The sequence below is a fragment of the Ferdinandcohnia sp. SAFN-114 genome (assembly GCF_059415045.1).
Map to the genome: position 1 here is coordinate 29,185 of NZ_JBPFDQ010000026.1, position 24,026 is coordinate 53,210.

Annotated in this window: 20 protein-coding genes; 19 read left to right on the forward strand and 1 reads right to left on the reverse strand. The window is 37.1% G+C overall.

Annotation, left to right across the window (positions count from 1 at the left end):
• Nucleotides 1–161 precede the first annotated feature (161 nt).
• The 3 genes from pfkA to ACR65M_RS10450 all read left to right on the forward strand — a co-directional run bounded on the left by pfkA (nt 162) and on the right by ACR65M_RS10450 (nt 3,606).
• A complete protein-coding gene (gene pfkA / locus ACR65M_RS10440; protein ID WP_341330655.1) occupies nt 162–1,121 on the forward strand; it encodes a 6-phosphofructokinase in 960 nt (319 codons plus the stop codon).
• Between the two features lie 75 nt (nt 1,122–1,196).
• Complete coding sequence (gene pyk, locus ACR65M_RS10445; protein WP_440273278.1) at nt 1,197–2,957, forward strand: pyruvate kinase; 1,761 nt, start codon at nt 1,197–1,199, stop codon at nt 2,955–2,957.
• Between the two features lie 256 nt (nt 2,958–3,213).
• Complete coding sequence (locus ACR65M_RS10450) at nt 3,214–3,606, forward strand: FxsA family protein (protein ID WP_341330656.1); 393 nt, start codon at nt 3,214–3,216, stop codon at nt 3,604–3,606.
• A 33-nt stretch (nt 3,607–3,639) separates the two neighbouring features.
• Here ACR65M_RS10450 and ytvI read toward each other — a convergent pair whose 3' ends face one another.
• Nucleotides 3,640–4,755 (reverse strand): sporulation integral membrane protein YtvI, encoded by a 1,116-nt coding sequence (ytvI, locus tag ACR65M_RS10455; protein ID WP_440273279.1) that lies wholly within the window; start codon nt 4,753–4,755, stop codon nt 3,640–3,642.
• A gap of 571 nt (nt 4,756–5,326) precedes the next feature.
• Between ytvI and citZ the strand changes: the two genes are divergently transcribed.
• From citZ to nrdR, 16 genes are all read left to right on the forward strand, one after another.
• Nucleotides 5,327–6,445: a citrate synthase gene (gene citZ / locus ACR65M_RS10460; protein WP_440273280.1), complete on the forward strand. Its 1,119-nt coding sequence runs from the start codon at nt 5,327–5,329 to the stop codon at nt 6,443–6,445.
• An 86-nt stretch (nt 6,446–6,531) separates the two neighbouring features.
• Nucleotides 6,532–7,806: an NADP-dependent isocitrate dehydrogenase gene (gene icd / locus ACR65M_RS10465; RefSeq protein WP_440273292.1), complete on the forward strand. Its 1,275-nt coding sequence runs from the start codon at nt 6,532–6,534 to the stop codon at nt 7,804–7,806.
• A gap of 209 nt (nt 7,807–8,015) precedes the next feature.
• Nucleotides 8,016–8,957: a malate dehydrogenase gene (gene mdh / locus ACR65M_RS10470; RefSeq protein ID WP_121447440.1), complete on the forward strand. Its 942-nt coding sequence runs from the start codon at nt 8,016–8,018 to the stop codon at nt 8,955–8,957.
• An 87-nt stretch (nt 8,958–9,044) separates the two neighbouring features.
• Nucleotides 9,045–9,521, forward strand: a complete 477-nt coding sequence (locus tag ACR65M_RS10475) for a MaoC/PaaZ C-terminal domain-containing protein (RefSeq protein ID WP_341330659.1) — start codon at nt 9,045–9,047, stop codon at nt 9,519–9,521.
• A 116-nt stretch (nt 9,522–9,637) separates the two neighbouring features.
• Nucleotides 9,638–10,354, forward strand: a complete 717-nt coding sequence (locus tag ACR65M_RS10480) for a response regulator transcription factor (protein ID WP_440273281.1) — start codon at nt 9,638–9,640, stop codon at nt 10,352–10,354.
• Nucleotides 10,347–11,777, forward strand: a complete 1,431-nt coding sequence (gene pnpS, locus ACR65M_RS10485) for a two-component system histidine kinase PnpS (protein ID WP_440273282.1) — start codon at nt 10,347–10,349, stop codon at nt 11,775–11,777. The genes ACR65M_RS10480 and pnpS overlap by 8 nt, the downstream gene beginning before the upstream one ends.
• Before the next feature lie 394 nt (nt 11,778–12,171).
• Entirely contained in the window at nt 12,172–13,140 is a 969-nt protein-coding gene (hflK, locus tag ACR65M_RS10490) for an FtsH protease activity modulator HflK (RefSeq protein ID WP_440273283.1), read from the forward strand.
• Complete coding sequence (hflC, locus tag ACR65M_RS10495) at nt 13,137–14,066, forward strand: protease modulator HflC (RefSeq protein ID WP_341330663.1); 930 nt, start codon at nt 13,137–13,139, stop codon at nt 14,064–14,066. The genes hflK and hflC overlap by 4 nt, the downstream gene beginning before the upstream one ends.
• A 140-nt stretch (nt 14,067–14,206) precedes the next feature.
• Complete coding sequence (polA, locus tag ACR65M_RS10500; protein WP_440273284.1) at nt 14,207–16,837, forward strand: DNA polymerase I; 2,631 nt, start codon at nt 14,207–14,209, stop codon at nt 16,835–16,837.
• 21 nt (nt 16,838–16,858) lie between these two features.
• Entirely contained in the window at nt 16,859–17,701 is an 843-nt protein-coding gene (gene mutM / locus ACR65M_RS10505; RefSeq protein WP_341330665.1) for a DNA-formamidopyrimidine glycosylase, read from the forward strand.
• A 131-nt stretch (nt 17,702–17,832) separates the two neighbouring features.
• A complete protein-coding gene (gene ytaF, locus ACR65M_RS10510) occupies nt 17,833–18,468 on the forward strand; it encodes a sporulation membrane protein YtaF (protein ID WP_341330666.1) in 636 nt (211 codons plus the stop codon).
• A gap of 27 nt (nt 18,469–18,495) precedes the next feature.
• On the forward strand, nt 18,496–19,098 hold the full coding sequence (gene coaE, locus ACR65M_RS10515) for a dephospho-CoA kinase (RefSeq protein ID WP_440273285.1): 603 nt from the start codon (nt 18,496–18,498) through the stop codon (nt 19,096–19,098).
• A gap of 1,915 nt (nt 19,099–21,013) precedes the next feature.
• On the forward strand, nt 21,014–22,045 hold the full coding sequence (locus tag ACR65M_RS10520) for a glyceraldehyde-3-phosphate dehydrogenase (RefSeq protein WP_341330669.1): 1,032 nt from the start codon (nt 21,014–21,016) through the stop codon (nt 22,043–22,045).
• A 233-nt stretch (nt 22,046–22,278) separates the two neighbouring features.
• A complete protein-coding gene (gene speD, locus ACR65M_RS10525; protein ID WP_010678381.1) occupies nt 22,279–22,659 on the forward strand; it encodes an adenosylmethionine decarboxylase in 381 nt (126 codons plus the stop codon).
• A gap of 109 nt (nt 22,660–22,768) precedes the next feature.
• Nucleotides 22,769–23,152: a cytosolic protein gene (locus ACR65M_RS10530; protein WP_440273286.1), complete on the forward strand. Its 384-nt coding sequence runs from the start codon at nt 22,769–22,771 to the stop codon at nt 23,150–23,152.
• A 91-nt stretch (nt 23,153–23,243) separates the two neighbouring features.
• Nucleotides 23,244–23,702 (forward strand): transcriptional regulator NrdR, encoded by a 459-nt coding sequence (gene nrdR, locus ACR65M_RS10535; protein WP_121447629.1) that lies wholly within the window; start codon nt 23,244–23,246, stop codon nt 23,700–23,702.
• Nucleotides 23,703–24,026: the final 324 nt, after the last annotated feature.

Genomic DNA, 24,026 nt, shown 5'->3' on the forward strand with positions numbered 1-24,026 from the left:
ACACAATTTCACAATTTTTTCTGTATTTATTACATTATCTTAGTTGTTTTACTTATATATTAGTGTTATTTTATACATATTGCACAAAATAGTAAAAGCGAATAATCACAATTCGTGATTTATGATTATTTTTAGATTATTTTTTACATAGAGGTGGAAAAATGAAGAGAATAGGTGTTTTAACTAGTGGTGGGGATTCACCAGGAATGAATGCTGCGATTCGTGCTGTTGTACGTAAAGCAATCTATCACGACGTTGAAGTATATGGAGTTTATCAAGGATATTCTGGACTAATAAGTGGACAGATAAAACAATTAGAGATTGGATCTGTTGGAGATATCATTCATCGCGGTGGTACAATGCTTTATACTGCTCGATGTGAGGAATTCAAAACAGAAGAAGGTCGTAAAAAAGGTATTGAGCAATTAAAAAAGCTAGGAATAGAAGGCTTAGTTGTTATCGGTGGTGACGGCTCTTACCGTGGTGCCCAAAAACTAACTGAACTTGGTTTCCCTTGCGTTGGTGTTCCAGGTACAATTGACAATGATATCCCAGGTACTGATTTTACGATTGGTTTTGATACAGCGCTAAATACAGTAATTGATGCTATAGATAAAATAAGAGATACAGCAACTTCACATGAGCGTACATATGTAATTGAAGTTATGGGTAGACATGCTGGTGACCTTGCATTATGGGCGGGATTAGCTGGTGGTGCTGAAACAATCATTATTCCAGAAGCAGATCACGACATGGATGAAGTTATCGCTAAGCTTAACCGTGGCCATGAACGTGGGAAGAAGCATAGTATTATTGTCGTAGCTGAGGGTGTAGGTAGTGGTGTTGAAATTGGTAATAAGATTCAAGAAGCTACAAACTTTGAAACTAGAGTGAGTGTCCTTGGACATATTCAGCGTGGTGGTTCTCCAACTGCATCAGACAGAGTATTGGCAAGTCGTCTAGGTGCAAAGGCTGTTGAATTGTTGCTTGAAGGAAAAGGTGGACGAGCTGTGGGGATTCAACAAAACAATTTAGTTGACCATGATATTATGGAAATTTTAGACCGTAAACATACAGTTGATAAGAAGATGTATGACCTATCCCAAGAGCTATCCATTTAAAATACATTTGAGTAAAATTCTTATAGAAGTGTTGCTAATCGCTGATATAAAGCGATTATAGAGGAGGAAAATGTAATGAGAAAAACAAAAATAGTTTGTACAATAGGACCTGCCAGTGAAAGTATTGAAAAACTTGTTGCTTTAGCGAATGCAGGAATGAATGTAGCTAGACTTAATTTTTCGCATGGTGACTTTGAAGAGCATGGCGCACGTATTAAAAACATTCGTGAAGCTGCCAAAATCACTGGCAAAAACATTGCGATCCTACTAGATACTAAAGGACCAGAAATTCGCACTAATACAATGGAAAATGGTGCGATTGAATTAGTTGAAGGTTCAACTATTACTCTTTCAATGGAAGAAGTTGTCGGTACACCGGAAAAATTCTCAATTACATATCCGGGCTTAATTGAAGACGTTCATCCTGGCTCCAGAATTCTATTAGATGATGGATTAATCGGATTAGAAGTATTAGAAATTAATCAACAAAAGCGTGAGATTCTAACAAAAGTATTAAATAGTGGAACATTAAAAAATAAAAAAGGTGTTAACGTACCTGGGGTTCGTGTAAATTTACCTGGTATCACTGAAAAAGACGCAAAAGATATCATATTCGGTATCCAACAAGATGTCGATTATATTGCTGCTTCTTTCGTTCGTCGTGCTTCTGACGTATTAGAAATCAGAGAATTGCTTGAAGAAAATAATGGGGAAGCTATACAAATTATTCCTAAAATTGAAAACCAAGAGGGTGTAGATAACATCGATGAGATACTTGAAGTATCTGATGGATTAATGGTTGCACGTGGTGACTTAGGTGTTGAAATTCCTGCTGAAGAAGTACCACTAGTGCAAAAGACATTAATTAAGAAATGTAATGCCCTTGGAAAACCAGTTATTACAGCGACACAAATGTTAGACTCTATGCAACGAAATCCTAGACCGACTCGTGCAGAAGCAAGTGACGTTGCGAACGCTATTTTTGATGGTACAGATGCGATTATGCTTTCAGGTGAAACTGCTGCAGGTTCATACCCAGTTGAGGCAGTACAAACGATGCATAATATTGCGTCTCGTGCAGAAAGTGCTTTAGTACATCGTGAAATTTTATCACAACGAAGTAAAATCTCAGGAATCACAATTACAGATGCAATTGGACAATCAGTTGCCCATACAGCGCTTAATTTGGACGTATCTGCAATCGTGACGCCTACAGAAAGTGGTCATACTGCAAGAATGATTTCAAAATATCGTCCGAAGGCTCCGATCATTGCCGTTACTTCCAACGAATCAACAACTAGAAAGCTTTCTCTTGTTTGGGGTGTGTACCCGCAAACAGGTAATGTAGCTAAATCAACAGATGAAATGCTTGACAACTCAGTTGAAAGTGCATTAAATACTGGAATTATTAAACCTGGGGATTTGGTAGTGATAACTGCAGGTGTACCAGTTGGTGAGTGCGGAACTACAAACATTATGAAGATTCATGTTGTTGGTAATACCCTTGCAAATGGACAAGGTATTGGAAGAAAATCTGCTTTTGGTAAAGTAGTTGTAGCAAACACTCCTGAGGAAGCAGAAGCAAAAATGTATGACGGTGCAGTTCTAGTCACAACTGCAACAGATCGTGATTTGGTAAAATACGTGGAACAGGCATCTGCTTTGATTACGGAAGAAGGCGGTCTTACTAGCCATGCAGCTGTAGTAGGATTAAGTATCGGAATTCCTGTGATTGTTGGTGTAGAAAATGCAACAACACTTTTAAAAGATGGACAAGATATTACTGTTGATTCATCTCGTGGAGTGATATACGAAGGACATGCAAATGTTTTATAAAAAGGAGAAGGGAAACCTTCTCTTTTTTTGATGTCTAGTTCCTGCGCTTAGCCCCTCGATGTCACAAGTCAATCCAAAAGGTCAAAGAGCAACCATACAGTTGGATTGAATTGTACTTGTCGTACATGCATAGGACTTGGTAATAGTTAGTCGATGTTTCTCTTCAAATCCGCATGCAGTTTTCTTTAGGTTTTACTACTCATATTTGTAAAGGAAACGTATAATATAAGAAAAGCCTTCATCTAAGGAGGACAATATGAGAATTTTACTAGCATTGATTATTATCGTACCGGCATTAGAAATAAGTGTCCTTATATTCTCAGGTAAAACACTTGGAATTCCAATTACTCTGTTGTTGATTGTTCTTACGGGTGTAATGGGGGCGTGGTTAGCGAAAAAACAAGGAATTGATACACTTCACCGCGCTCAACAGCAAATGAATTATGGACAGGTCCCTGGTGAAGCCATTATGGATGGAATTTGCATCTTGATCGGGGCAGTATTGCTTTTAAGTCCTGGTTATATTTCTGATCTTACTGGTTTTTTCTTACTTATTCCTGCAACTAGAAATCTGATAAAACCGATTATTGCTAACTGGATAAGACGAAGAATGGAGAGAGGTAATTTCACAGTTATTCGTCGTTGGTAAAAAAATAAAGCCATTGCGAAGCAATGGCTTTATTTATGTTTCTTTTCCAATAATAAATCCCCATACATCTCGAAATACACCTGTAGTATATAAAGTTCTAATGATTACTAACGTGACGGGTCCAATAATTAACCCAACGAATCCAAATAATTGAAATCCAACGAACAGTGATATTAATGTTGCCAATGGATCTAATCCAATACTAGAAGAGATAACCTTAGGCTCCATTACCTGGCGTTGTACAATTACAACAAGGTATAATATACCAAGCCCTATTGCAAATGCTAGATTCCCACTGAAAGCCGAATAAATTATCCATGGTACGAACACAAGTCCAGTTCCCAAATACGGAAGTAGATCAACGATTCCAATTAATAACGCAATTGTGATTGCATAGTCAACTCGTAATATTAACAGGCCAACTAATACGATCCCTGCTGTGATGGAAATCAATGTTGCTTGTGCTTTGATAAAACCAAATAATGCTTTTTTCAATTCAATAAATACGGACTTACCACTTGTACGAGCTTTTGTTGGAATAAATCTTCGGCCCATAATCACAAACTTATTCCAGTCTTTACTAATAAAAAATGTGGCTAATAGAGAGAAAACAATCACTGTTGCTGCATTTGGTAGCCATCCGAGGAACTTTGGAATATTTTCTAAAAACGCTTTAACAAATTCTCCAACATTTGTCGCAATAGTTGTACCAACATTTGTGACATTATCCATAATCGTTTGTTGTTGGCCTTGGTCCAAATTATCAAACATACTCGTTATTCTTTCATAGAAAGGAATAATCTGACCAACTATTAAATTTTCGAAATAAACAACTAGGTTTTCAAAATGCTGTGGTACTTCTTTTGCTAAATAGTTTGCACCTGAGATAATCTCTGCTATTAATAATGTAAGTAAACCTGTTACAATGCCAAATACAAGCAAAATCCCTATAAATACCGATAACCCACGTGGTATCCTGGCTTTACGCTCCAAAAAATTGACAAGTGGATTAATAAGGAATGCAATGAATAAGGCAAAAATAAACGGATATGTAAGTCTAAATAGAAAATAGAACAAGATGAAACCTATCACAATTAATGCAACAACCAATAAAAATCGAAGAAAACCATACACATAATTAATGTTCAAACTTTTTCCTCCCTAGGAATTTCTTGCATATTTTTATTTTACAATCTCTTTGATTACTTTAAAAGTATTACGAAGAAATGAAATATAAAGTTTCCAATTATGGAGAAAAAATTTTATTTATGATATCATACGTTATGAGCAAGTGAAAAATTTAAAGTGCAAAATACAAAATAAGCCATATTAAATGATTTCAAATCTAGTAAACGGCTCTGTTAACTGGAAAAATCAAAACTATTCGTAAAAATGTTTTTGTGTAATAATAATTTATTAGGGGAAATTTGTCGCTTTTGATTCACAAAAGTCTGATTATTTATTATAATAGAGTCAAGGTTATTTATTTCCTACATATTTATTGATTCGCTTTCACTTGCATAAACAACTTTTATTGTCACGATCAATATTATATTGATATTTGTGACGATGAGCGTTTTTTCAAAAATGAAAGCATTTACTTCACTAGATTACAATGTTGAAAGCATAAATAACGATGTGATAATGTGTTTTGTTTTTGAGCGTGCGCTCAATTTACCTTATAAAATGATTAGGGGAATAAAAAAAAGGAGAGGGTCATATGACAGCAACAAAGGGGCTTGAAGGAATTGTAGCTACAACATCTTCTGTCAGTTCAATTATTGATGACACTTTAACGTATGCAGGATTCAATATTGATGATTTAGCTGAAAATGCTAGTTTTGAAGAAGTTATCTACCTATTATGGCATCGCAAACTTCCAAATAAAGAGGAGTTAGCTGAATTAAAACAGCAACTTGCTGAAAATGCGAGTTTACCTCAAGAATTAATCAATCATTTCAAAACTTACCCAATTGATAAGGTTCATCCAATGGGGGCACTTCGCTCAGCTGTTTCACTATTAGGACTATATGATGAAGAAGCAGATGTAATGGAACCAGAAGCTAATTATCAAAAGGCAATCCGCCTACAAGCAAAATTACCTACAATTGTTACCGCTTTTTCTCGTGTTCGTAAAGGATTAGAGCCAGTTGCTCCACGCACAGATCTAAGCTTCGCAGCAAACTTCTTATATATGCTTAGCGGGCAAGAACCAAGCGAAATTGCAGTAGAGGCATTCAATAAAGCATTAGTACTTCATGCTGACCATGAACTCAATGCATCTACATTTACAGCACGTGTTTGTGTTGCAACTCTATCTGATGTTTATTCAGGTATTACTGCTGCAATTGGAGCTTTAAAGGGTCCGCTTCACGGTGGAGCTAATGAAGCTGTAATGAAGATGCTTACTGAAATTGGTGAAGTTGAAAATGTAGAGAATTATATTAATACAAAATTAGCTAACAAAGAAAAAATCATGGGGTTTGGTCATAGAGTGTACCGTAAAGGCGACCCACGTGCAAAGCACTTAAAGGCAATGTCTCAAAAGTTAACAGCGATTACTGGCGAACCAAAATGGTATGAGATGTCAACAAAGATTGAAGAAATTGTTACAAGTGCAAAACCTTTACCACCAAATGTTGACTTCTATTCAGCATCTGTATACCATAGCTTAGGTATTGATCATGATTTATTTACTCCAATCTTTGCAGTAAGTCGTGTTTCTGGATGGTTAGCTCATATTCTAGAGCAATATGATAACAACCGTTTAATCCGTCCACGTGCTGAATATACTGGTCCAGGAATGCAGACATACGTTCCGATGGAACAAAGAGGTTAATAAATCTAACAATATATATATTAATAGGTTGAAGTATTTCAGGGGAATTTTTTCCCCGAAATACTTCTTAAGAACTTTAGGAGGTAATACTAGTGGCAGGAGAAAAAATTACAGTATCAAATGGTGTACTTAACGTACCAAACAATCCAATTATTCCTTTTATTGAAGGTGATGGAACTGGTCCAGATATTTGGGCAGCAGCGTCACGTGTATTAGAAGCAGCTGTTGAAAAAGCATACAACGGCGAAAAATCAATTGTTTGGAAAGAAGTATTAGCAGGGGAAAAAGCTTTTAACCAAACTGGTGAATGGTTACCAGAAGAAACATTAGATCTTATTCGTGAGTACATAATTGCGATTAAAGGACCTCTTACTACACCAGTTGGTGGCGGTATTCGTTCATTAAACGTTGCATTACGTCAAGAATTAGATCTATTTACTTGTCTTCGCCCAGTACGTTATTTTACAGGTGTACCTTCACCAGTTAAGCGTCCAGAAGACACAGATATGGTTATCTTCCGTGAAAATACAGAAGATATTTACGCTGGAATCGAATATGCACAAGGTTCTGAAGGAGTTCAAAAGCTTATCAACTTCCTACAAAATGAACTAGGTGTAAATAAAATCCGTTTCCCAGAAACTTCTGGTATCGGTATCAAGCCAGTTTCTGAAGAAGGAACAAAGCGTCTAGTTCGTGCTGCTATCAACTACGCTATTGAACAAGGCCGTAAATCTGTAACACTTGTTCATAAAGGTAATATCATGAAGTTTACAGAAGGAGCTTTCAAAAATTGGGGCTATGAACTAGCTGAACAAGAGTTTGGCGATAAAGTATTCACTTGGGCTCAATATGACCGCATCGTTGAAGAAGAAGGTAAAGATGCTGCAAATAAAGCACAATCTGATGCTGAGGCTGCAGGTAAGATCATTGTAAAAGATTCAATCGCTGATATCTTCTTACAACAAATCCTAACTCGTCCGCGTGAGTTCGATGTTGTTGCTACAATGAACTTAAATGGTGACTACATTTCTGATGCTCTAGCTGCACAAGTTGGTGGTATCGGAATCGCACCAGGAGCAAATATTAACTATGAAACTGGCCATGCAATTTTCGAAGCAACACACGGAACTGCACCAAAATATGCTGGTTTAGATAAAGTTAACCCTTCTTCTGTACTATTATCAGGTGTATTAATGCTTGAACACCTTGGTTGGAATGAAGCAGCAACTCTAATTATGAATTCAATGGAAAAAACAATTGAATCTAAGGTTGTAACATATGACTTCGCTCGTCTAATGGAAGGCGCTACAGAAGTAAAATGTTCAGAGTTCGCTAATGAACTAATCAAAAACTTAGGCTAATCATAGAACAAGTAACTACCCTAATAGTGTGGAGTTCAAAAAGGAGGATGAAGAGGCGGAGAATTTCAAGGCGAAGCAAGCTCCCGAGCAGTTAATACGTGAGGAACGCTAAACAAGCCAACAGAGAAATTCGATGCGTCATATTCACTGCACTTTTTGAACATCCTCTTAGGGTAGTTATTTGTATATGTGAATAGGGAGGATTTAAAATGAGTCAATTTAAACGAAAAAAAGTCTCTGTAATTGGTAGTGGTTTTACTGGTGCAACAACCGCTTTCTTACTTGCGCAAAAGGAATTAGGAGATGTCGTTTTAGTTGATATCCCACAAATGGAAAATCCCACAAAAGGGAAAGCTCTCGATATGTTGGAAGCTAGTCCTGTCCAAGGGTTTGATGCAAATATTACTGGCACTGCAAATTACGAGGATACAGCAGATTCAGATATCGTTGTGATTACAGCGGGAATTGCTCGGAAACCTGGTATGAGCCGTGATGACCTAGTTCAAACAAATCAAAAAATCATGAAAAGTGTCGCTCAGGAAATTGCAAAACATTCTCCAAATAGCTATATCATTGTCTTAACAAACCCAGTTGACGCTATGACTTATACTGTGTTTAAGGAATCAGGATTTCCAAAAAATCGTGTCATAGGGCAATCAGGCGTACTTGACACTGCAAGATTCCGTACATTCATTGCCCAAGAACTAAATTTATCTGTAAAAGATATCACTGGTTTTGTCCTTGGTGGTCATGGTGACGACATGGTTCCACTTGTTCGTTACTCCTATGCAGGAGGAATCCCACTAGAAACTTTAATTTCAAAAGATCGTTTAGATGCTATCGTTGAACGTACACGTAAAGGTGGCGGTGAAATTGTCAACCTTCTCGGCAACGGAAGTGCTTATTATGCACCGGCGGCTTCCTTGGTGGAAATGGTTGAAGCCATCTTAAAAGACCAACGACGTGTCCTCCCAGCCATTGCATATCTTGAAGGTGAATATGGATTCAGCGGAATTTACCTTGGGGTCCCTACTATTTTAGGTGCAAATGGTATTGAGAAAATCATTGAGCTAGACCTTACAGAACAAGAAAAAGCTGAACTTGCCAAATCCGCTGATTCTGTTAAAAATGTAATGAATATCCTAGTCTAATAATGAGTTAACGAAAAAAATTCGGGGTTAACCCCCGAATTTTTTGTACATATTCTATTTAATTTCTATGGAGGTGTAACCTTTTTCATGCTATTAGGGAAAAAGCGAAAACTAGGTAGAAAGATTGAGGAAATGTCAGTTGGTGAAAAGCTATCACTAACTGAAAAAATCGAAGATAAAGATCTGCTTTTATACTTAGGTTTGACGAATGATGCGAATCCGCTTTATATTCAACATGATTATGCATCCCAAACTCCATTTAAGAAACCGATTGTTCCAACTGTCATGCTGACTGGAATTATCACAGCTGCGATTTCGAAGTATTTACCAGGGCCAGGAAGTCATATTCTCAAACAGGAAATTGAATTTTTGCAGCCACTTTATCACTATGCAACTATACAATTTTTATTTGAAGTATCCAAAATTAATATTCACGACCATACTGTCGAAATAGCAGTAACGGCATTTGACGAAGATGAATCATTGGCAATTGAAGGAAGACTTTTAGTCTGTCCTCCACACCGAATAACGCCAATGGACGGAAAAATATTAGAGAACTTTTAGAGAGCTTAGCCTCTCTTTTTTTTGTTTTCGTGGTAAGTATCGAAATGTTAATCTATAATAATCTTATATAGAGATAGAAAAATGATGGGGTTTATCTTTTTTTATGGAGGAAAACAATGAAGAATAAAGTATTGGTTGTGGAAGATGAACAGTCAATCATTACATTACTTCAGTATAACCTACAACAGGCGGGATACGAGGTTATTACTGCAATGGACGGAGAAGAAGGATTAGAAAAAGCCTTAGCGGAAAAACCGCAAATTATTGTCCTTGACTTAATGCTGCCCAAGATAGATGGGATCGAAGTATGTAAGCAGCTTCGTTTAAATAAAGTAGATATCCCAATCTTAATGCTGACCGCGAAGGATGACGAATTTGATAAGGTATTAGGTTTAGAGCTTGGAGCAGATGACTATATGACTAAACCATTTAGCCCAAGAGAAGTTGTGGCACGTGTTAAAGCAATACTAAGGAGAACAAGTAAAAACATTGTCAAAAGCCAAGATGATACTTCAGCTCCGCAAATCACAATAGGACCACTACGTATTTTACCAGAAAATTTTGAGGCTTATTTTAACGAAGAAGCGCTTGATTTAACACCTAAGGAATTTGAACTTCTTGCCTATTTGGCAAAGAATAAGGGGCGAGTACTAACACGAGACCAACTCCTGAGTGCGGTTTGGAATTATGATTTTGCTGGTGACACAAGAATTGTAGATGTTCATATAAGTCATTTACGTGAGAAAATTGAAAAAGAATCTAAAAAGCCAAATATTATTAAAACAGTTAGGGGATTAGGCTATAAGCTCGAGGAGCCTAAAATTTATGAATAAGTTTCACTCGAGGCTTCTAACTGCGATTATCTTTTTAATCATTATTGTTTTTCTTTGTATGGGTTTTATGCTGGGGCAATTTATTAGTAGTCTTATCACGAATAATGCAATGCATGGAACCTCAATCGAAGAAACAGTTAAGCAGGTCTGGATTGCTCTGGCAATTTGCCTAGGTATCGCATTAATTATTATTCTTTCACTTATTGTAAGAATCACGACTACCTATACAAAACCGATTGATTCAGCAACAGAAGCGGTCAAAGAATTGGCCAAAGGAGATTATCGTGCTAGAACATATGAAGACGAGGTAAGTACAGCTGGATTACTAGGCAAGTCCATTAATATCGTTGCTAGAAATATTGAAGAAATGACAAAATCCTATGAAATGCAGCATGACCGATTACATACCCTGATTGAAAATATGGGGAGCGGCTTATTATTTATCGATAGTAAAGGATATATAAGCATTGTTAATCGCTCAACAAATGAGATCTTCAAGGTTGATCAAGATGATTTATTGGGTCAACTTTATTATGAAGCGCTTACCCACAAAGAAATTGTAAAGCTAGTCGAAGAGATTTTTATGACCGAACAAAAATTACGAAGACAAGTCCACCTCATAATTGGAAATGAACAAAAGGACTTTGAAGTATACGCTGCACCCGTTTTAGGAGCGAAGGTAGAATGGAAGGGAGTTGTTCTTGTATTTCACGATATATCAAACCTGAAAAGGCTTGAACAGATGCGGAAGGATTTTGTTGCAAATGTATCCCATGAGCTTCGTACACCTATTACATCTATAAAAGGATTTTCGGAAACTTTACTGGACGGTGCTATGAATGACAGGAATGTCTTAAAACAATTTTTAACCATTATCCTTGAAGAAAGTCATCGTCTCCAATTACTCATTCAAGATTTATTGGATTTATCGAAAATAGAGAACAAAGGTTTTTCACTTAATCTTTCACAGGTTAATGTGAAAGAGCTCTTAGAAAATAGTATACAGATGCTTAAATCCAAAGCAGTAGAAAGAGAGATCCAATTAGAGCTTACACTAGATGATGAATCAACAGTGATCGATGGAGATATGGATCGGTTGAAGCAGGTCTTCATCAATGTGATTAATAATGGTTTGTCCTACTCTCCGGATGGAGCTAAGGTTGAGGTAAAAGCAACAAACATTAGTGATTATGTTCAAATTCAAATTATTGATACGGGGATTGGAATAGAAGAAAAAGAACTTCCGCGTATTTTTGAGAGATTTTATCGCGTCGATAAAGCAAGGAGCCGAAATTCTGGAGGAACAGGTTTAGGTCTTGCAATTGTTAAGCATATTATTGAGGCACATGAAGGGGCTGTACAAGTAAGCAGTAAAGTAGGGGAAGGAACGACTTTTACATTTCGCTTAAAGAAGAAAATATAATGTATAGGAAGTCCTAATTTACAAAATGTTTACACTGGAAAAACATTCTCTTAATATACAAACCGTATGATGTATATGAGAACCCCTTCATTCAGAAGGCCAAACTTTTTTGACAAGGACGTAATATCCTTGTCATTTTTTTTACTTTATTCAGTAAATGACTGAATAAAGTAAAAAAGCCCCGGGCGGATGCCACAGATCTTCAAAGGTAACTTTTCGAGCAGTAGGATCAAAGACTAAAAACGCCACCTCCTGTGGCAACGTCTTTATGACCCACTTCCTGTGGGCCTAAAATCTGGGCGCAAATACGCCAAGGCGTATTTTGATAAATTTTGAAACCTTTTTACATGATATTCGTATAAAACAATGTAGCAATAAATTGAGGGGGGAAAGCATGGTTAGTTTAAAACGAATATATACGATTGTTGGACTAAGTGTGCTCGTTTTGATTTTAGGTGTCGTTGGTTTTACATCATGGTACACTGTTGATGAGTCAGAGCAAGCAATTATATTAACCTTTGGGAAAGCAGATGAAGGAATTACAGAACCAGGACTTCATTTTAAAATGCCATGGCCAATTCAAGATGTAGAGAAACTGCCTAAAACAACATTTAGTTTACAATTTGGCTATGATCAGAAGAATGGCGAAATCACTGACGTGCCAAAGGATACAAAAATGATCACCGGTGACGAAAATATTGTTTTAGCAGATATGGTTGTTCAATGGCAAATTACAGATCCATCAAAATTCCTATTTAATTCTGAGGATCCTGAGCAAATCCTATATAATTCTACTTCTGCTTCTTTAAGAAGTATTATCGGAAGTTCAAAAATTGATGATGCATTAACTTCTGGTAAGGCGAAAATTGAAGCTGAAGTAAGAGATTTATTAGCAGATCTTTTAGTGAAATATGATATTGGAATTTCAGTAACAGCTGTTAAATTACAGGATGTTGAATTACCAAACGATGAAGTTCGTAAGGCATTTACGAATGTAACAGATGCTCGTGAAACAAGAAATACAAAAGTAAACGAAGCAAATAAATACCGTAACCAAAAAATGAATGAAGCAAAAGGTGAGGAAAAAGCTCTTATTTCTAGAGCTAATGGGGATAAAGCAGCACGTATCGAAATTGCTCGAGGGGATGTTGCCACATTTAATGCTTTATATAACGAATATGTGAAAAATCCAGAGATTACTAGAAAACGTCTAGTTCTTGAAACATTAGATGAAGTATTACCACATACAGAGATTTACATTATGAAGGATGATGGCAATACAATGAAGTACTTGCCAATTCGACAAGCTGGAAGCCAAACGCAGGTTCCTCCTGTAGAAACAGAAGGGAGTGGTAACCAATGAGTGAAAACGTTGTGGATTTAAACGAAAAAAAGGGTTCCAATAATTTTAGCAAATATACAAAGGGTGGAATTGGCATCCTAATAGCTATCATCTTACTTGGAATCGTAATAATAAATATTTTCATTGTAAGAGAAGGAGAATACAAAGTTGTTCGCCAATTTGGTGAAGTTGTCCGAATTATAGAAACACCTGGACTTTCCTATAAAATTCCATTTATCCAGTCTGTTGAGACATTACCAAAATATCAAATGATTTATGATGTTGAAGAGGCTGAAATCAATACGAAAGATAAAAAGCGAATGATGATTGATAATTACGCTATTTGGCGTATTGAAGATCCAAAACAAATGATTTCTACAACAAGAACGGTTGTGAATGCCGAAGCAAAACTCGATGAATTCGTTTATTCTGCCATTCGAACAGAGCTAGGTCAATTGAATTATGATGAAATCATTAATGATGAGAAATCAGAACGTGGTAGCCTTAATGACCGGATTACGGAAATTGTAAATAAAAACCTTGAGGAAGATAAATATGGAATTGTTGTAACAGATATTCGGATGAAGCGTACAGATCTTCCAGCCGAAAACGAACAATCCGTATATACTAGAATGATTTCTGAGCGTCAATCAACAGCACAAAATTATCTCTCTGAAGGAGATGCTGAGAAAAACAAAATCGAAGCTGAAACTGACAGGGAAGTAAAAGAAATTATTGCAAAAGCGCAGGCAGAAGCAGAAATTATTCGAAGCCAAGGGGAAGGAGAAGCGGCTCGTATATACAATGAGGCTTTCTCAAAGGACCCGGAATTCTATAACCTATTCCGTACATTAGAATCTTATAAGACTACAATTGATGGAGAAACAGTAATCATTTTACCAGCGGACTCTCCATATGCGAGATTGTTAATGGGATATACTGAATAACAATTAATTAGGTAGCCGTTATTTTTCATTCTGTTCATGACATGATAAAATGAACAGTAGGAAATAACGGCTATTTTTAATGATTTAAGGGATGTGTGCATGGAAGGTCCGAATGCCGTAATAGAAGGGAAGGATTTTTCTTGGATAAAAAGATTGTCTTAGTGGATGGAAATAGTATCGCATATCGTGCATTTTTTGCTCTACCACTTCTTAATAATGATAAAGGTGTACATACCAATGCCATTTATGGCTTTACTATGATTTTAAATCGAATTTTAGAACAGGAGAAACCGACACATATATTAGTAGCCTTTGATGCAGGCAAAACAACTTTTAGACATAGTACTTTTAGCGAATATAAAGGTGGCAGACAAAAAACTCCTCCTGAGCTTTCGGAACAGTTTCCATTTTTACGCGAATTGCTAGATGCATACAAGATTGCCAGATATGAGTTAGAAAACTATGAAGCCGATGATATAATCGGAACTTTATCTCTTCAAGCTGAAAAAGAAGGCTTTGAGGTTAAAGTTATCACAGGTGATAAAGACTTAACACAGTTAGCCTCAGAGCATATTACAGTAGATATAACGAAAAAAGGGATCACAGATGTAGATTCTTACACTCCTGAGTTTATTAAAGAGAAGTATGGGATTACACCTGAACGAATAATTGACATGAAAGGGCTAATGGGAGATAACTCTGATAACATTCCAGGTGTTCCTGGTGTCGGTGAAAAAACAGCCCTAAAATTATTGCAGGAGTTCAAAACATTAGAAGAATTATTAGACTCAATCGATAAGGTGAGCGGGAAGAAGCTAAAAGAAAAACTTGAGGAAAATAAAGACCAAGCGATCATGAGTAAGCAGCTTGCGACTATCTATCGTGAAGCCCCAATTGAAATTGGAATTCCTGAGCTGGAATACAACGGCTATGATGCAGAAAAAGTCACAAAACTATTCAAAGAGCTTGGATTTAATTCCTTACTTGATAAAGTAGAGGGTAGCGAGCCAGATGAGGACAAGCCTTTAGAAAAGATTTCCTATTCAATCGTCGATGAAATTACAGAAGATGTGCTAACAGCTGAATCTTCATTAATCGTGGAGGTGCTTGATGAAAGTTATCATAAGGCAGACGTCCAAGGATTTTCAATTTCAAACGAGAATGGAAATTATTATATTCCAACAATGCTAGCTCTCGAGTCAGAGGCTTTTCAACAGTGGGCAAACGATAAAGAGAAAAAGAAAATCGTTTTTGATGCAAAAAAATCAATTGTGGCTTTGAGATGGAAGGGTATTAATCTACAAGGAATTGACTTTGATTGTTTAATTGCATCTTATATTTTAAATCCGTCTGAATCAACTGAAGATGTTGCGGCTGTGGCAAAATTAAAGGGAATAACAGATGTAAAATCCGATGAAGCAGTGTACGGAAAAGGAGCCAAACAAAGCATTCCTAACGAAGAAATTCTTTCTGAACACTTAGTGAGAAAAGCAGTTAGCCTTAAAAAATTAAAAGATTTATTCTTGCACGAACTTCAAGAAAATGAACAGTATGAGCTTTTTACTGATTTGGAAATGCCATTATCCCTAATCCTTGCAGACATGGAATCGATAGGGATAAAGGTCGATGTAGAACGTCTAAAAGGAATGGGAGAAGAGTTAAAGGAACACCTTCAGGAGCTAGAACAAAAAATTTATGAACTCGCTGGTGAGGAGTTTAATATTAATTCCCCTAAGCAGCTAGGTGTCATTCTCTTTGAAAAGCTTCAACTAACTGTGTACAAGAAAACAAAAACGGGGTATTCCACTTCTGCTGATATCCTTGAGAAACTGTCTAAAGAACATGAAATTATTGAATATATCTTGCATTATCGTCAAATAGGTAAGCTTCAATCAACTTATATTGAAGGCTTATTAAAAGTTGTGCATGAAGATACTTGTAAGGTTCATACTCGTTTCCAGCAAGCTTTAACGCAAACAGGAAGACTAAGTTCAACAGACCCGAACCTACAGAACATTCCAATTCGCTTGGAAGAAGGAAGAAAGATCAGACAAGCTTTCGTCCCTTCAAAAAAGGATTGGTTTATATTTGCCGCTGACTATTCCCAAATTGAATTAAGGGTATTAGCGCATATAGCTAATGATGAAAATCTGATTAGTGCCTTTACGAATGATCTTGACGTTCATACAAAGACCGCCATGGATGTGTTCCATGTAACAGAAGATGAAGTAACCTCCAATATGCGTCGTCAGGCAAAGGCTGTAAACTTCGGGATTGTGTACGGTATTAGTGATTTCGGATTGTCTCAGAATCTTGGAATCACTCGGAAGGAAGCAGGCCACTTTATTGAACGGTATTTTGCAAGCTTTCCAGGTGTTAAAGAATATATGGAAGAAATTGTTGAAGACGTAAGACAGAAAGGATACGTATCTACACTTCTACATAGAAGAAGATACATTCCTGAAATTACTGCTCGTAACTTTAATGTCCGTAGCTTTGCTGAAAGAACAGCAATGAATACTCCAATTCAAGGAAGTGCAGCTGATATCATCAAGAAAGCAATGATTGATATGGCGGACAGATTAGAAGCAGAAAAGCTTCAAACGAAGTTGCTATTACAAGTTCATGACGAATTGATCTTCGAAGCACCAGAAGAAGAAATTGAGATTTTAAAGAAGATCGTGCCTGAAGTTATGGAAAATGCCATTTCCTTGAAAGTACCTTTAAAGGTTGATTATGAATACGGTAAGACTTGGTATGATGCCAAGTAAGACGAAAAAGGACGTGATCATATGCCAGAGTTACCCGAGGTCGAAACTGTTCGTCGCACGTTAATCCAGCTTGTAAATGGCAAAACAATTGAAAAGGTAACGGTTTTATGGTCAAAAATCATCAAAAAACCGGAAGAACCAGAGCAGTTCTGTGATGCACTACGTGGACAGACAATTCATGATGTGGACAGAAGAGGTAAATTTTTAAAGTTTATTTTAGATGATTATGTTATGGTTTCTCATTTGCGTATGGAAGGCAGGTACGGCCTCTACGATAAAGATGAAACCTACGACAAACACACACATGTATTGTTCACTTTTACTGATGGAACCGAACTACGCTATCGAGATGTTCGGAAATTTGGAACGATGCATTTATTTAAAAAAGGTGAAGAAGAAAATAGCCTGCCCCTATCTCAATTAGGACCAGAACCATTTTCAAAAGAATTTTCATTAAAATATATGGAAGAAAAGCTATCTAAGACCAACCGTAAAATTAAGGTGGCGCTGCTTGATCAAACAAAGTTCGTAGGGCTTGGGAATATATATGTTGATGAGGCTTTGTTTAGAGCGGGCATTTATCCGGAACGTGCAGCCAATTCCCTTTCCAAAAAGGAAATGAAAATACTCCACCAAGAGATTATTCAAACCCTGAAGGAAGCTGTTGAGAAAGGTGGTAGTACAATACGTTCTTACGTTAATACGCAAGGTGAAATTGGCATGTTCCAATTGCAACTCTTTGTATATGGTCAAAACGGGAAAGCATGTCAAACATGTGGAACAGAGATTGAAAAAACAGTTGTTGGTGGCAGGGGCACCCATTTCTGTCCAAAATGCCAAAGAAATAAAACGAAAACCAAATAATGTATAGTAAGCATGCAGTGAAATTCGATCCATCATTTTCTTTCGACTTTTGACTGCCAAAGGACATTTCACATGGAATGGGCTCTCTCCATATACTATCTTAGCAATCGATAGGAAGGAGACTTTGTGAGATGTCCCAATTGGCATCACTTGTTTTATTAGCATTTGCAGTAAGCTTAGATAGTTTTAGTGTTGGGTTCACATATGGTATGAGGAAGATGAAAATACCTTTTAAATCAATCATTACAATCGCATTTTGTTCAGCAGTAACGATGGCAGCCGCCATGGGATTAGGAAAGTCTATTGAGTTATTGCTATCACCTGCAATCGCTGATCGACTAGGTGGTATTGTACTCATGTTAATTGGTGTCTGGGTATTGGTTCAGTTTTTTCGACCAACTTCCCAAGCATCTGAACAAAATGAAGAAAAACTATTAGTGAAAGTTGAAATAAAATCACTTGGACTTGTTATCAATATTTTGAAAAAGCCAATGGTAGCTGACCTTGATAAGTCAGGAACGATTACCGGTTTTGAAGCATTTTTACTAGGGTTTGCCCTTTCTCTAGATGCTTTTGGTGCAGGAATTGGTGCTGCTTTATTAGGATTTTCTCCGTTGGTAATGGCTTTACTGGTTGCCGTAATGAGCTCGCTTTTTGTTTATACAGGTATAAAAAGCGGTGCTGTTTTTTCAAAGAAAAGATGGGTACAAAAATTTTCATTTTTACCGGGAATCTTACTGATTTTAATTGGTATATGGAAATTCTAAAAAAATTGCAATAGGGAGAATAGAAACGTGGCATTAACAATCGGATTAACAGGTGGAATTGCAAGTGGAAAAAGTACAGTATCCCAGATGTTCAAAGAAGCTGGAATTGTAGTTATAGATGCAGACGTTATTGCACGTAAAGTAGTTGAGGTTGGAGAAGAAGCATATGAACAAATTGTTCAATCATTTGGCAAGGACATTCTATTACCTGATGAGACGATTGACAGGCAAAAATTAGGATCGATCGTCTTTTTCAATGAAGACAAACGATTGTTATTAAACTCAATTGTTCATCCCGCTGTTCGAAAACAAATGCTGAAAGAAAAAGAAGAACACCTTAGCAATGGAGAAGAAACGGTTATATTGGATATTCCATTGTTATTTGAAAGTAAGTTAACTGCATTAGTTGATCGAACCCTATTAGTTTATGTTGATTATGAGACACAATTAGCACGCCTAATGAATCGAAATAATCTCAGCATGGGGGAAGCAGAAGCTAGGATCCAATCACAAATGCCGCTTAAAGATAAAATTCAACTTGCAGATGCTGTAATTGATAACAACGGTACAATTGAGTCCACAAAGGATCAATTACACAAAATTTGCAAGCAATGGGGAGTTAAAATATAGCGAAGACACAGGTGTATGTCTAATCTAACGGGTTCTCAATTAGGGTACAAACATAACATTTTTATTTAGCGTGAATTCATAAACGAATTCACGCTTTCATTTTTTGTTAGTAAATTATCGTTTAGAGCGTGGTTTTATAGCATATATCTTAACTTCGGCTACAGCTGTGGTGACTTAGCCACCCCTTTTCTGAAGATAGTACAACTTCGGACACAACTAAGCAGACTTAGCTAATAATTGTCTGAAGATAGCTGAACTTCGGACACATCTGCGCAGATTTAGCTATTATTTGTCTGAAGCTAGCACAACTTCGGACAAAGTCGCTTAATTTAGCCATTTTTTGTCTGAAGTTACCTCAACTTCGGACACGACTAAGGAGATTTAGCTAATCATTGTCCGAAGATAGCTGAACTTCGGACACGTCTGCGCATATTTAGTTAATCTTTGTCTGAAGCTAGTTGAACTTCGGACACGTCTGTGCAGATTTAGTTAATCTTTGTCTGAAGCTAGTTGAACTTCGGACACGTCTGCGCATATTTAGTTGATCTTTGTCTGAAGCTAGCTGAACTTCGGACACGTCTGTGCAGAATTTGCTATTCATTGTCCGAAGCTAGCACAACATCGGATACGACTAAGCAGATTTAGCTATCCTTTGTCTGAGGTTACCTCAACTTCGGCCACAGCCGCGCATATTTAGCCATCCATTGTACGAAGCTAGCAGAACTTCGGACACGTCTGTGCAGATTTAGTTAATCTTTGTCCGAAGCTAGCAGAACTTCGGACACGTCTTCGCAGATTTAGTTAATCTTTGTCTGAAGATAGCGCAACTTCGGACACGAATAAGCAAATTTAGCCATCTTTTGTCTGAAGATAGCACAACTTCGGACACGTCCTCGCAGATTTAGTTGATCTTTGTCTGAAGCTAGCTGAACTTCGGACACGTCTGTGCAGATTTAGTTAATCTTTGGCCGAAGCTAGCTGAACGTCGGACACGTCTTCGCAGATTTAGTTAATCTTTGTCTGAAGCTAGCTGAACGTCGGACACGTCTTCGCAGATTTAGTTAATCTTTGTCTGAAGCTAGTTGAACTTCGGACACGTCTTCGCAGATTTAGTTAATCTTTGTCTGAAGCTAGTTGAACGTCGGACACGTCTTCGCAGATTTAGTTAATCTTTGTCTGAAGCTAGCTGAACTTCGGACACGTCCGAGCAGAATTAGCAATTCATTGTCTGAAGCTAGCACAACTTTAGACACGACTAAGGAGATATAGCTAATCATTGTCCGAAGATAGCATAACTTCGGCCACAGCCGCGCATATTTGGATACTATTTGTCTGAAGCTAGCACAACTTCGGACACGTCCTCGCAGATATAGCTAATCATTGTCCGAAGATAGCGCAACTTCGGACAAAGCAACGCAAAAATAGCAACCAATTGTCTGAAGCAGCCTCAACTTCCGACACTAGTGCGCAAATTTATCCATCCATTGTCCGAAGATCTCTCAACTTCAGACCCATTCACGCATATATTGCACTCCTGTGTCCGAAGATACCTCCACTTCGAACAAAGCCACACTGACATAGCCCCCCACTGTAAGCTATCCGCCCCCCGATGCACTCATGCTGTTTTGATCTTCGCTTGTCCGAAGACTATCCTGACTAATATTTTCAGATGAGTTTTATTATTATTTGACATAATGGGGTTGTTTGTAACTCAATATGAAGCCTATATGTTTATATAAGATTCCTTTTTATACTTTTTATTAGGTCAAATAACCATATGAAATAGCCTAAAGGACGTATAAATGACCAATTTTATAAAAAAATGAATTAAAGTGTTACATATCTATTTTAATGTGTTATACTAATCGTAGAAAATAACAACAAAAAGTATAACATATATCGTGGAGGGGTTTTGATGAAGCCAAGAATCGCAATCAATGGATTTGGCCGTATTGGAAGAATGGTATTTAGAAAAGCAATTATGGATGATACTTTAGAAATAATCGCTATCAATGCAAGCTACCCTGCGGACACACTAGCACATCTAATAAAATATGATACAAACCATGGTAAGTTCGATGCGGAAATCATTCCACAGGACGACTCATTATTGGTGAATGGTAAGCGTATTCAGCTTCTTAGCTCCCGTGATCCTTTAGAGCTTCCTTGGAAAAGATTAAATATAGATATTGTGATTGAGGCAACAGGAAAATTTAATTCAAAGGAAAAAGCGAGCCTTCATTTACAGGCTGGTGCCAGAAAAGTCATCTTAACTGCACCTGGTAAGGATGAGGATGTTACAATTGTAATGGGTGTAAATGAAGACAAATATGATCATGAAAATCATGCAATCATTTCAAACGCTTCTTGTACAACAAATTGCTTAGCACCAGTTGCAAAAGTTTTAAACGAGCAGTTTGGAATTGTGAACGGTTTAATGACAACAGTTCATGCTTATACAAATGACCAAAAAAATATCGATAATCCACATAAAGATTTAAGAAGAGCAAGAGCTTGTGCACAATCTATTATTCCGACATCGACTGGAGCGGCAAAAGCATTATCACTTGTATTGCCAGAACTAAAAGGAAAATTACATGGAATGGCATTACGTGTACCAACTCCTAATGTTTCTTTAGTTGATTTAGTTGTAGATGTTGAACGAGATGTAACGATTGAAGAAATTAATGAGGCTTTTATAACTGCATCCGTTGGGGCATTAAAAGGGATTTTGGATTTTACGACTGAACCATTAGTTTCCATTGACTTTAATACAAATCCACATTCGTCTATTGTCGATGGGTTATCTACAATGGTCATAGGTGAGCGTAAGGTAAAGGTATTAGCTTGGTACGATAATGAATGGGGATATTCTTGTAGAGTCGTAGATTTAGTCAAATTTGTTGGCGAAAAAATTATCCAAAAAACTGAAGCAAAAGTCGGCTAAATCAAAAACCTTCCCAATTGTGGGAAGGTTTTATTATTTAGTTTAATAAAACGTATTGCTAAATGTATATAAACTTAGTATACTAGTTTTCGTGAACTTCTTAAAAGCTTATGCTTTTGTAGCTACTTAAAGGGTTAGGACCTCTCTGGACTAACTTTCCCCCGTGGTAGTTATGCTCATGCTTTACGCGAAGAACTCATCGAAATTATGGTAAGAGGGGGAACAATTAAATTATGGAAACTATGGGACGTCATGTAATCTCTGAATTATGGGGTTGCGATTTTGAAAAATTAAACGACATGCAAGGTATTGAAGAAACTTTTGTTCAAGCGGCACTAAAGTCAGGTGCAGAAATTCGTGAAGTAGCTTTTCACAAATTTGCTCCACAGGGAGTTAGTGGTGTTGTTATCATCTCTGAATCACATCTAACGATTCACAGTTTTCCTGAACATGGATACGCAAGTATAGATGTGTACACATGTGGAGATTTAGATCCGAATATTGCTGCAGACTATATTGCTGAGGCACTTGGTGCACAAACACGCGAGAATATTGAACTTCCACGTGGTATGGGACCAGTACAAGTAAAGCCAGCACAAGTAAAAGTACTTTAAAAATAAATAAGAATCAACTAAAATAGAAAGAGGTGTATAAATTACACCTCTTTTTTACATTTAGAACAGTAATTTTCATTTATATAGATAAAAATAGGGAGTGGAACTAATGGGATTGCAAACGTTTTTTTCTAATCACAGCGAGACGAGAGACAAACATTCGGACGAGCAGTTAAGAAGTCATTATTATAAAACAACAAATAAAAAGGCGATTGATGCTGTAAAAAAGGTTATTAATGATTTAGATGGTTACCATATTAACTCTGTATCAGAAGAACGAGGGGAAATAAGCATTTCAATAAAAAAAGGAAGAAAAGCCTTTGTTGTTGCAACTGTTGTCTCTGTAAGACCGTTTGAAACAGCGATTGACTTCGCGGTTACAACCGAAACACTTTTATTACCAATAGACTTTGGCTACAGTAAAAAAGTCATCATGAATTTATATCAACGCTTAGATAAAGAACTTCCTCTTATAGGTAAAAAAGAATCATAAGTCGGATTTTATGATGTGAAACCCTTGTCCAAAGAAAATCTTTCTTATAATATGAATACATAGAGATCTCCTAAGAAGGGAGTTGTTAGGAATGAGATGCCCTACTTGTCAACATAATGGAACGAGAGTCTTGGATTCACGCCCAGTTGATGATAGTCGTTCAATCCGTAGAAGACGAGAATGTGAAAAATGCCAGTATCGGTTTACGACATTTGAAAAAGTGGAAGAAATTCCTTTGATTGTGGTTAAAAAAGAAGGTACCCGCGAGGAGTTCAGCAGGGAAAAGATGCTGCGGGGGCTAATTAAAGCGTGTGAAAAACGTCCAGTTTCCTTGAAACAATTAGAGGATATCACTCATGACGTTGAAAAGGAACTACGTAGTCAAGGGATTGCAGAGGTCAATAGCGATATTATTGGTGAATATGTAATGAACCATTTGGCAAAGGTAGATGAAGTTGCGTATGTTCGTTTTGCATCAGTTTACCGCCAATTTAAAGATATAAATGTTTTTATCGATGAATTAAAGGAACTAATAAAAAGAGAACGCTAAAGGGCTTAAGATACGTGTTAAGCTCTTTTTTGAACTATAAATGCTTGTTCAAAAAAGAGGTTGAAAAGGACCACGTCGACAAAAACGCCACGGCCTCATGTATTGTCGACACTAGCACGTCCTGTGCGTCGAAATTTCAAGGCGGCGCAGCGCTCCCGAGTACCGGAGCGAGGCAACTGCTTGAGTTAACTCCCTTGCAGCCTTGCGTTGAGGAATTTACATCTTGAATAATCTAGTAGACGCAAGCGCATAACCAGGTTATTTACAATGTACTTGGAGCAGTTTACGCAGAAATTCGATGTGTCATTTTCGGCCGTTTTTTGA

Bases quoted from the DNA above. Each gene is read 5' to 3' on its own strand.
- ACR65M_RS10530 (WP_440273286.1), top strand. From the start codon at position 22,769: ATGGGATTGCAAACGTTTTTTTCTAATCACAGCGAGACGAGAGACAAA.
- mutM (WP_341330665.1), top strand. From the start codon at position 16,859: ATGCCAGAGTTACCCGAGGTCGAAACTGTTCGTCGCACGTTAATCCAG.
- nrdR (WP_121447629.1), top strand. From the start codon at position 23,244: ATGAGATGCCCTACTTGTCAACATAATGGAACGAGAGTCTTGGATTCA.
- pfkA (WP_341330655.1), top strand. From the start codon at position 162: ATGAAGAGAATAGGTGTTTTAACTAGTGGTGGGGATTCACCAGGAATG.
- pnpS (WP_440273282.1), top strand. From the start codon at position 10,347: ATGAATAAGTTTCACTCGAGGCTTCTAACTGCGATTATCTTTTTAATC.
- hflK (WP_440273283.1), top strand. From the start codon at position 12,172: ATGGTTAGTTTAAAACGAATATATACGATTGTTGGACTAAGTGTGCTC.
- ACR65M_RS10450 (WP_341330656.1), top strand. From the start codon at position 3,214: ATGAGAATTTTACTAGCATTGATTATTATCGTACCGGCATTAGAAATA.
- ACR65M_RS10475 (WP_341330659.1), top strand. From the start codon at position 9,045: ATGCTATTAGGGAAAAAGCGAAAACTAGGTAGAAAGATTGAGGAAATG.
- speD (WP_010678381.1), top strand. From the start codon at position 22,279: ATGGAAACTATGGGACGTCATGTAATCTCTGAATTATGGGGTTGCGAT.
- hflC (WP_341330663.1), top strand. From the start codon at position 13,137: ATGAGTGAAAACGTTGTGGATTTAAACGAAAAAAAGGGTTCCAATAAT.
- mdh (WP_121447440.1), top strand. From the start codon at position 8,016: ATGAGTCAATTTAAACGAAAAAAAGTCTCTGTAATTGGTAGTGGTTTT.
- citZ (WP_440273280.1), top strand. From the start codon at position 5,327: ATGACAGCAACAAAGGGGCTTGAAGGAATTGTAGCTACAACATCTTCT.
- ACR65M_RS10480 (WP_440273281.1), top strand. From the start codon at position 9,638: ATGAAGAATAAAGTATTGGTTGTGGAAGATGAACAGTCAATCATTACA.
- pyk (WP_440273278.1), top strand. From the start codon at position 1,197: ATGAGAAAAACAAAAATAGTTTGTACAATAGGACCTGCCAGTGAAAGT.
- ytaF (WP_341330666.1), top strand. From the start codon at position 17,833: ATGTCCCAATTGGCATCACTTGTTTTATTAGCATTTGCAGTAAGCTTA.
- ACR65M_RS10520 (WP_341330669.1), top strand. From the start codon at position 21,014: ATGAAGCCAAGAATCGCAATCAATGGATTTGGCCGTATTGGAAGAATG.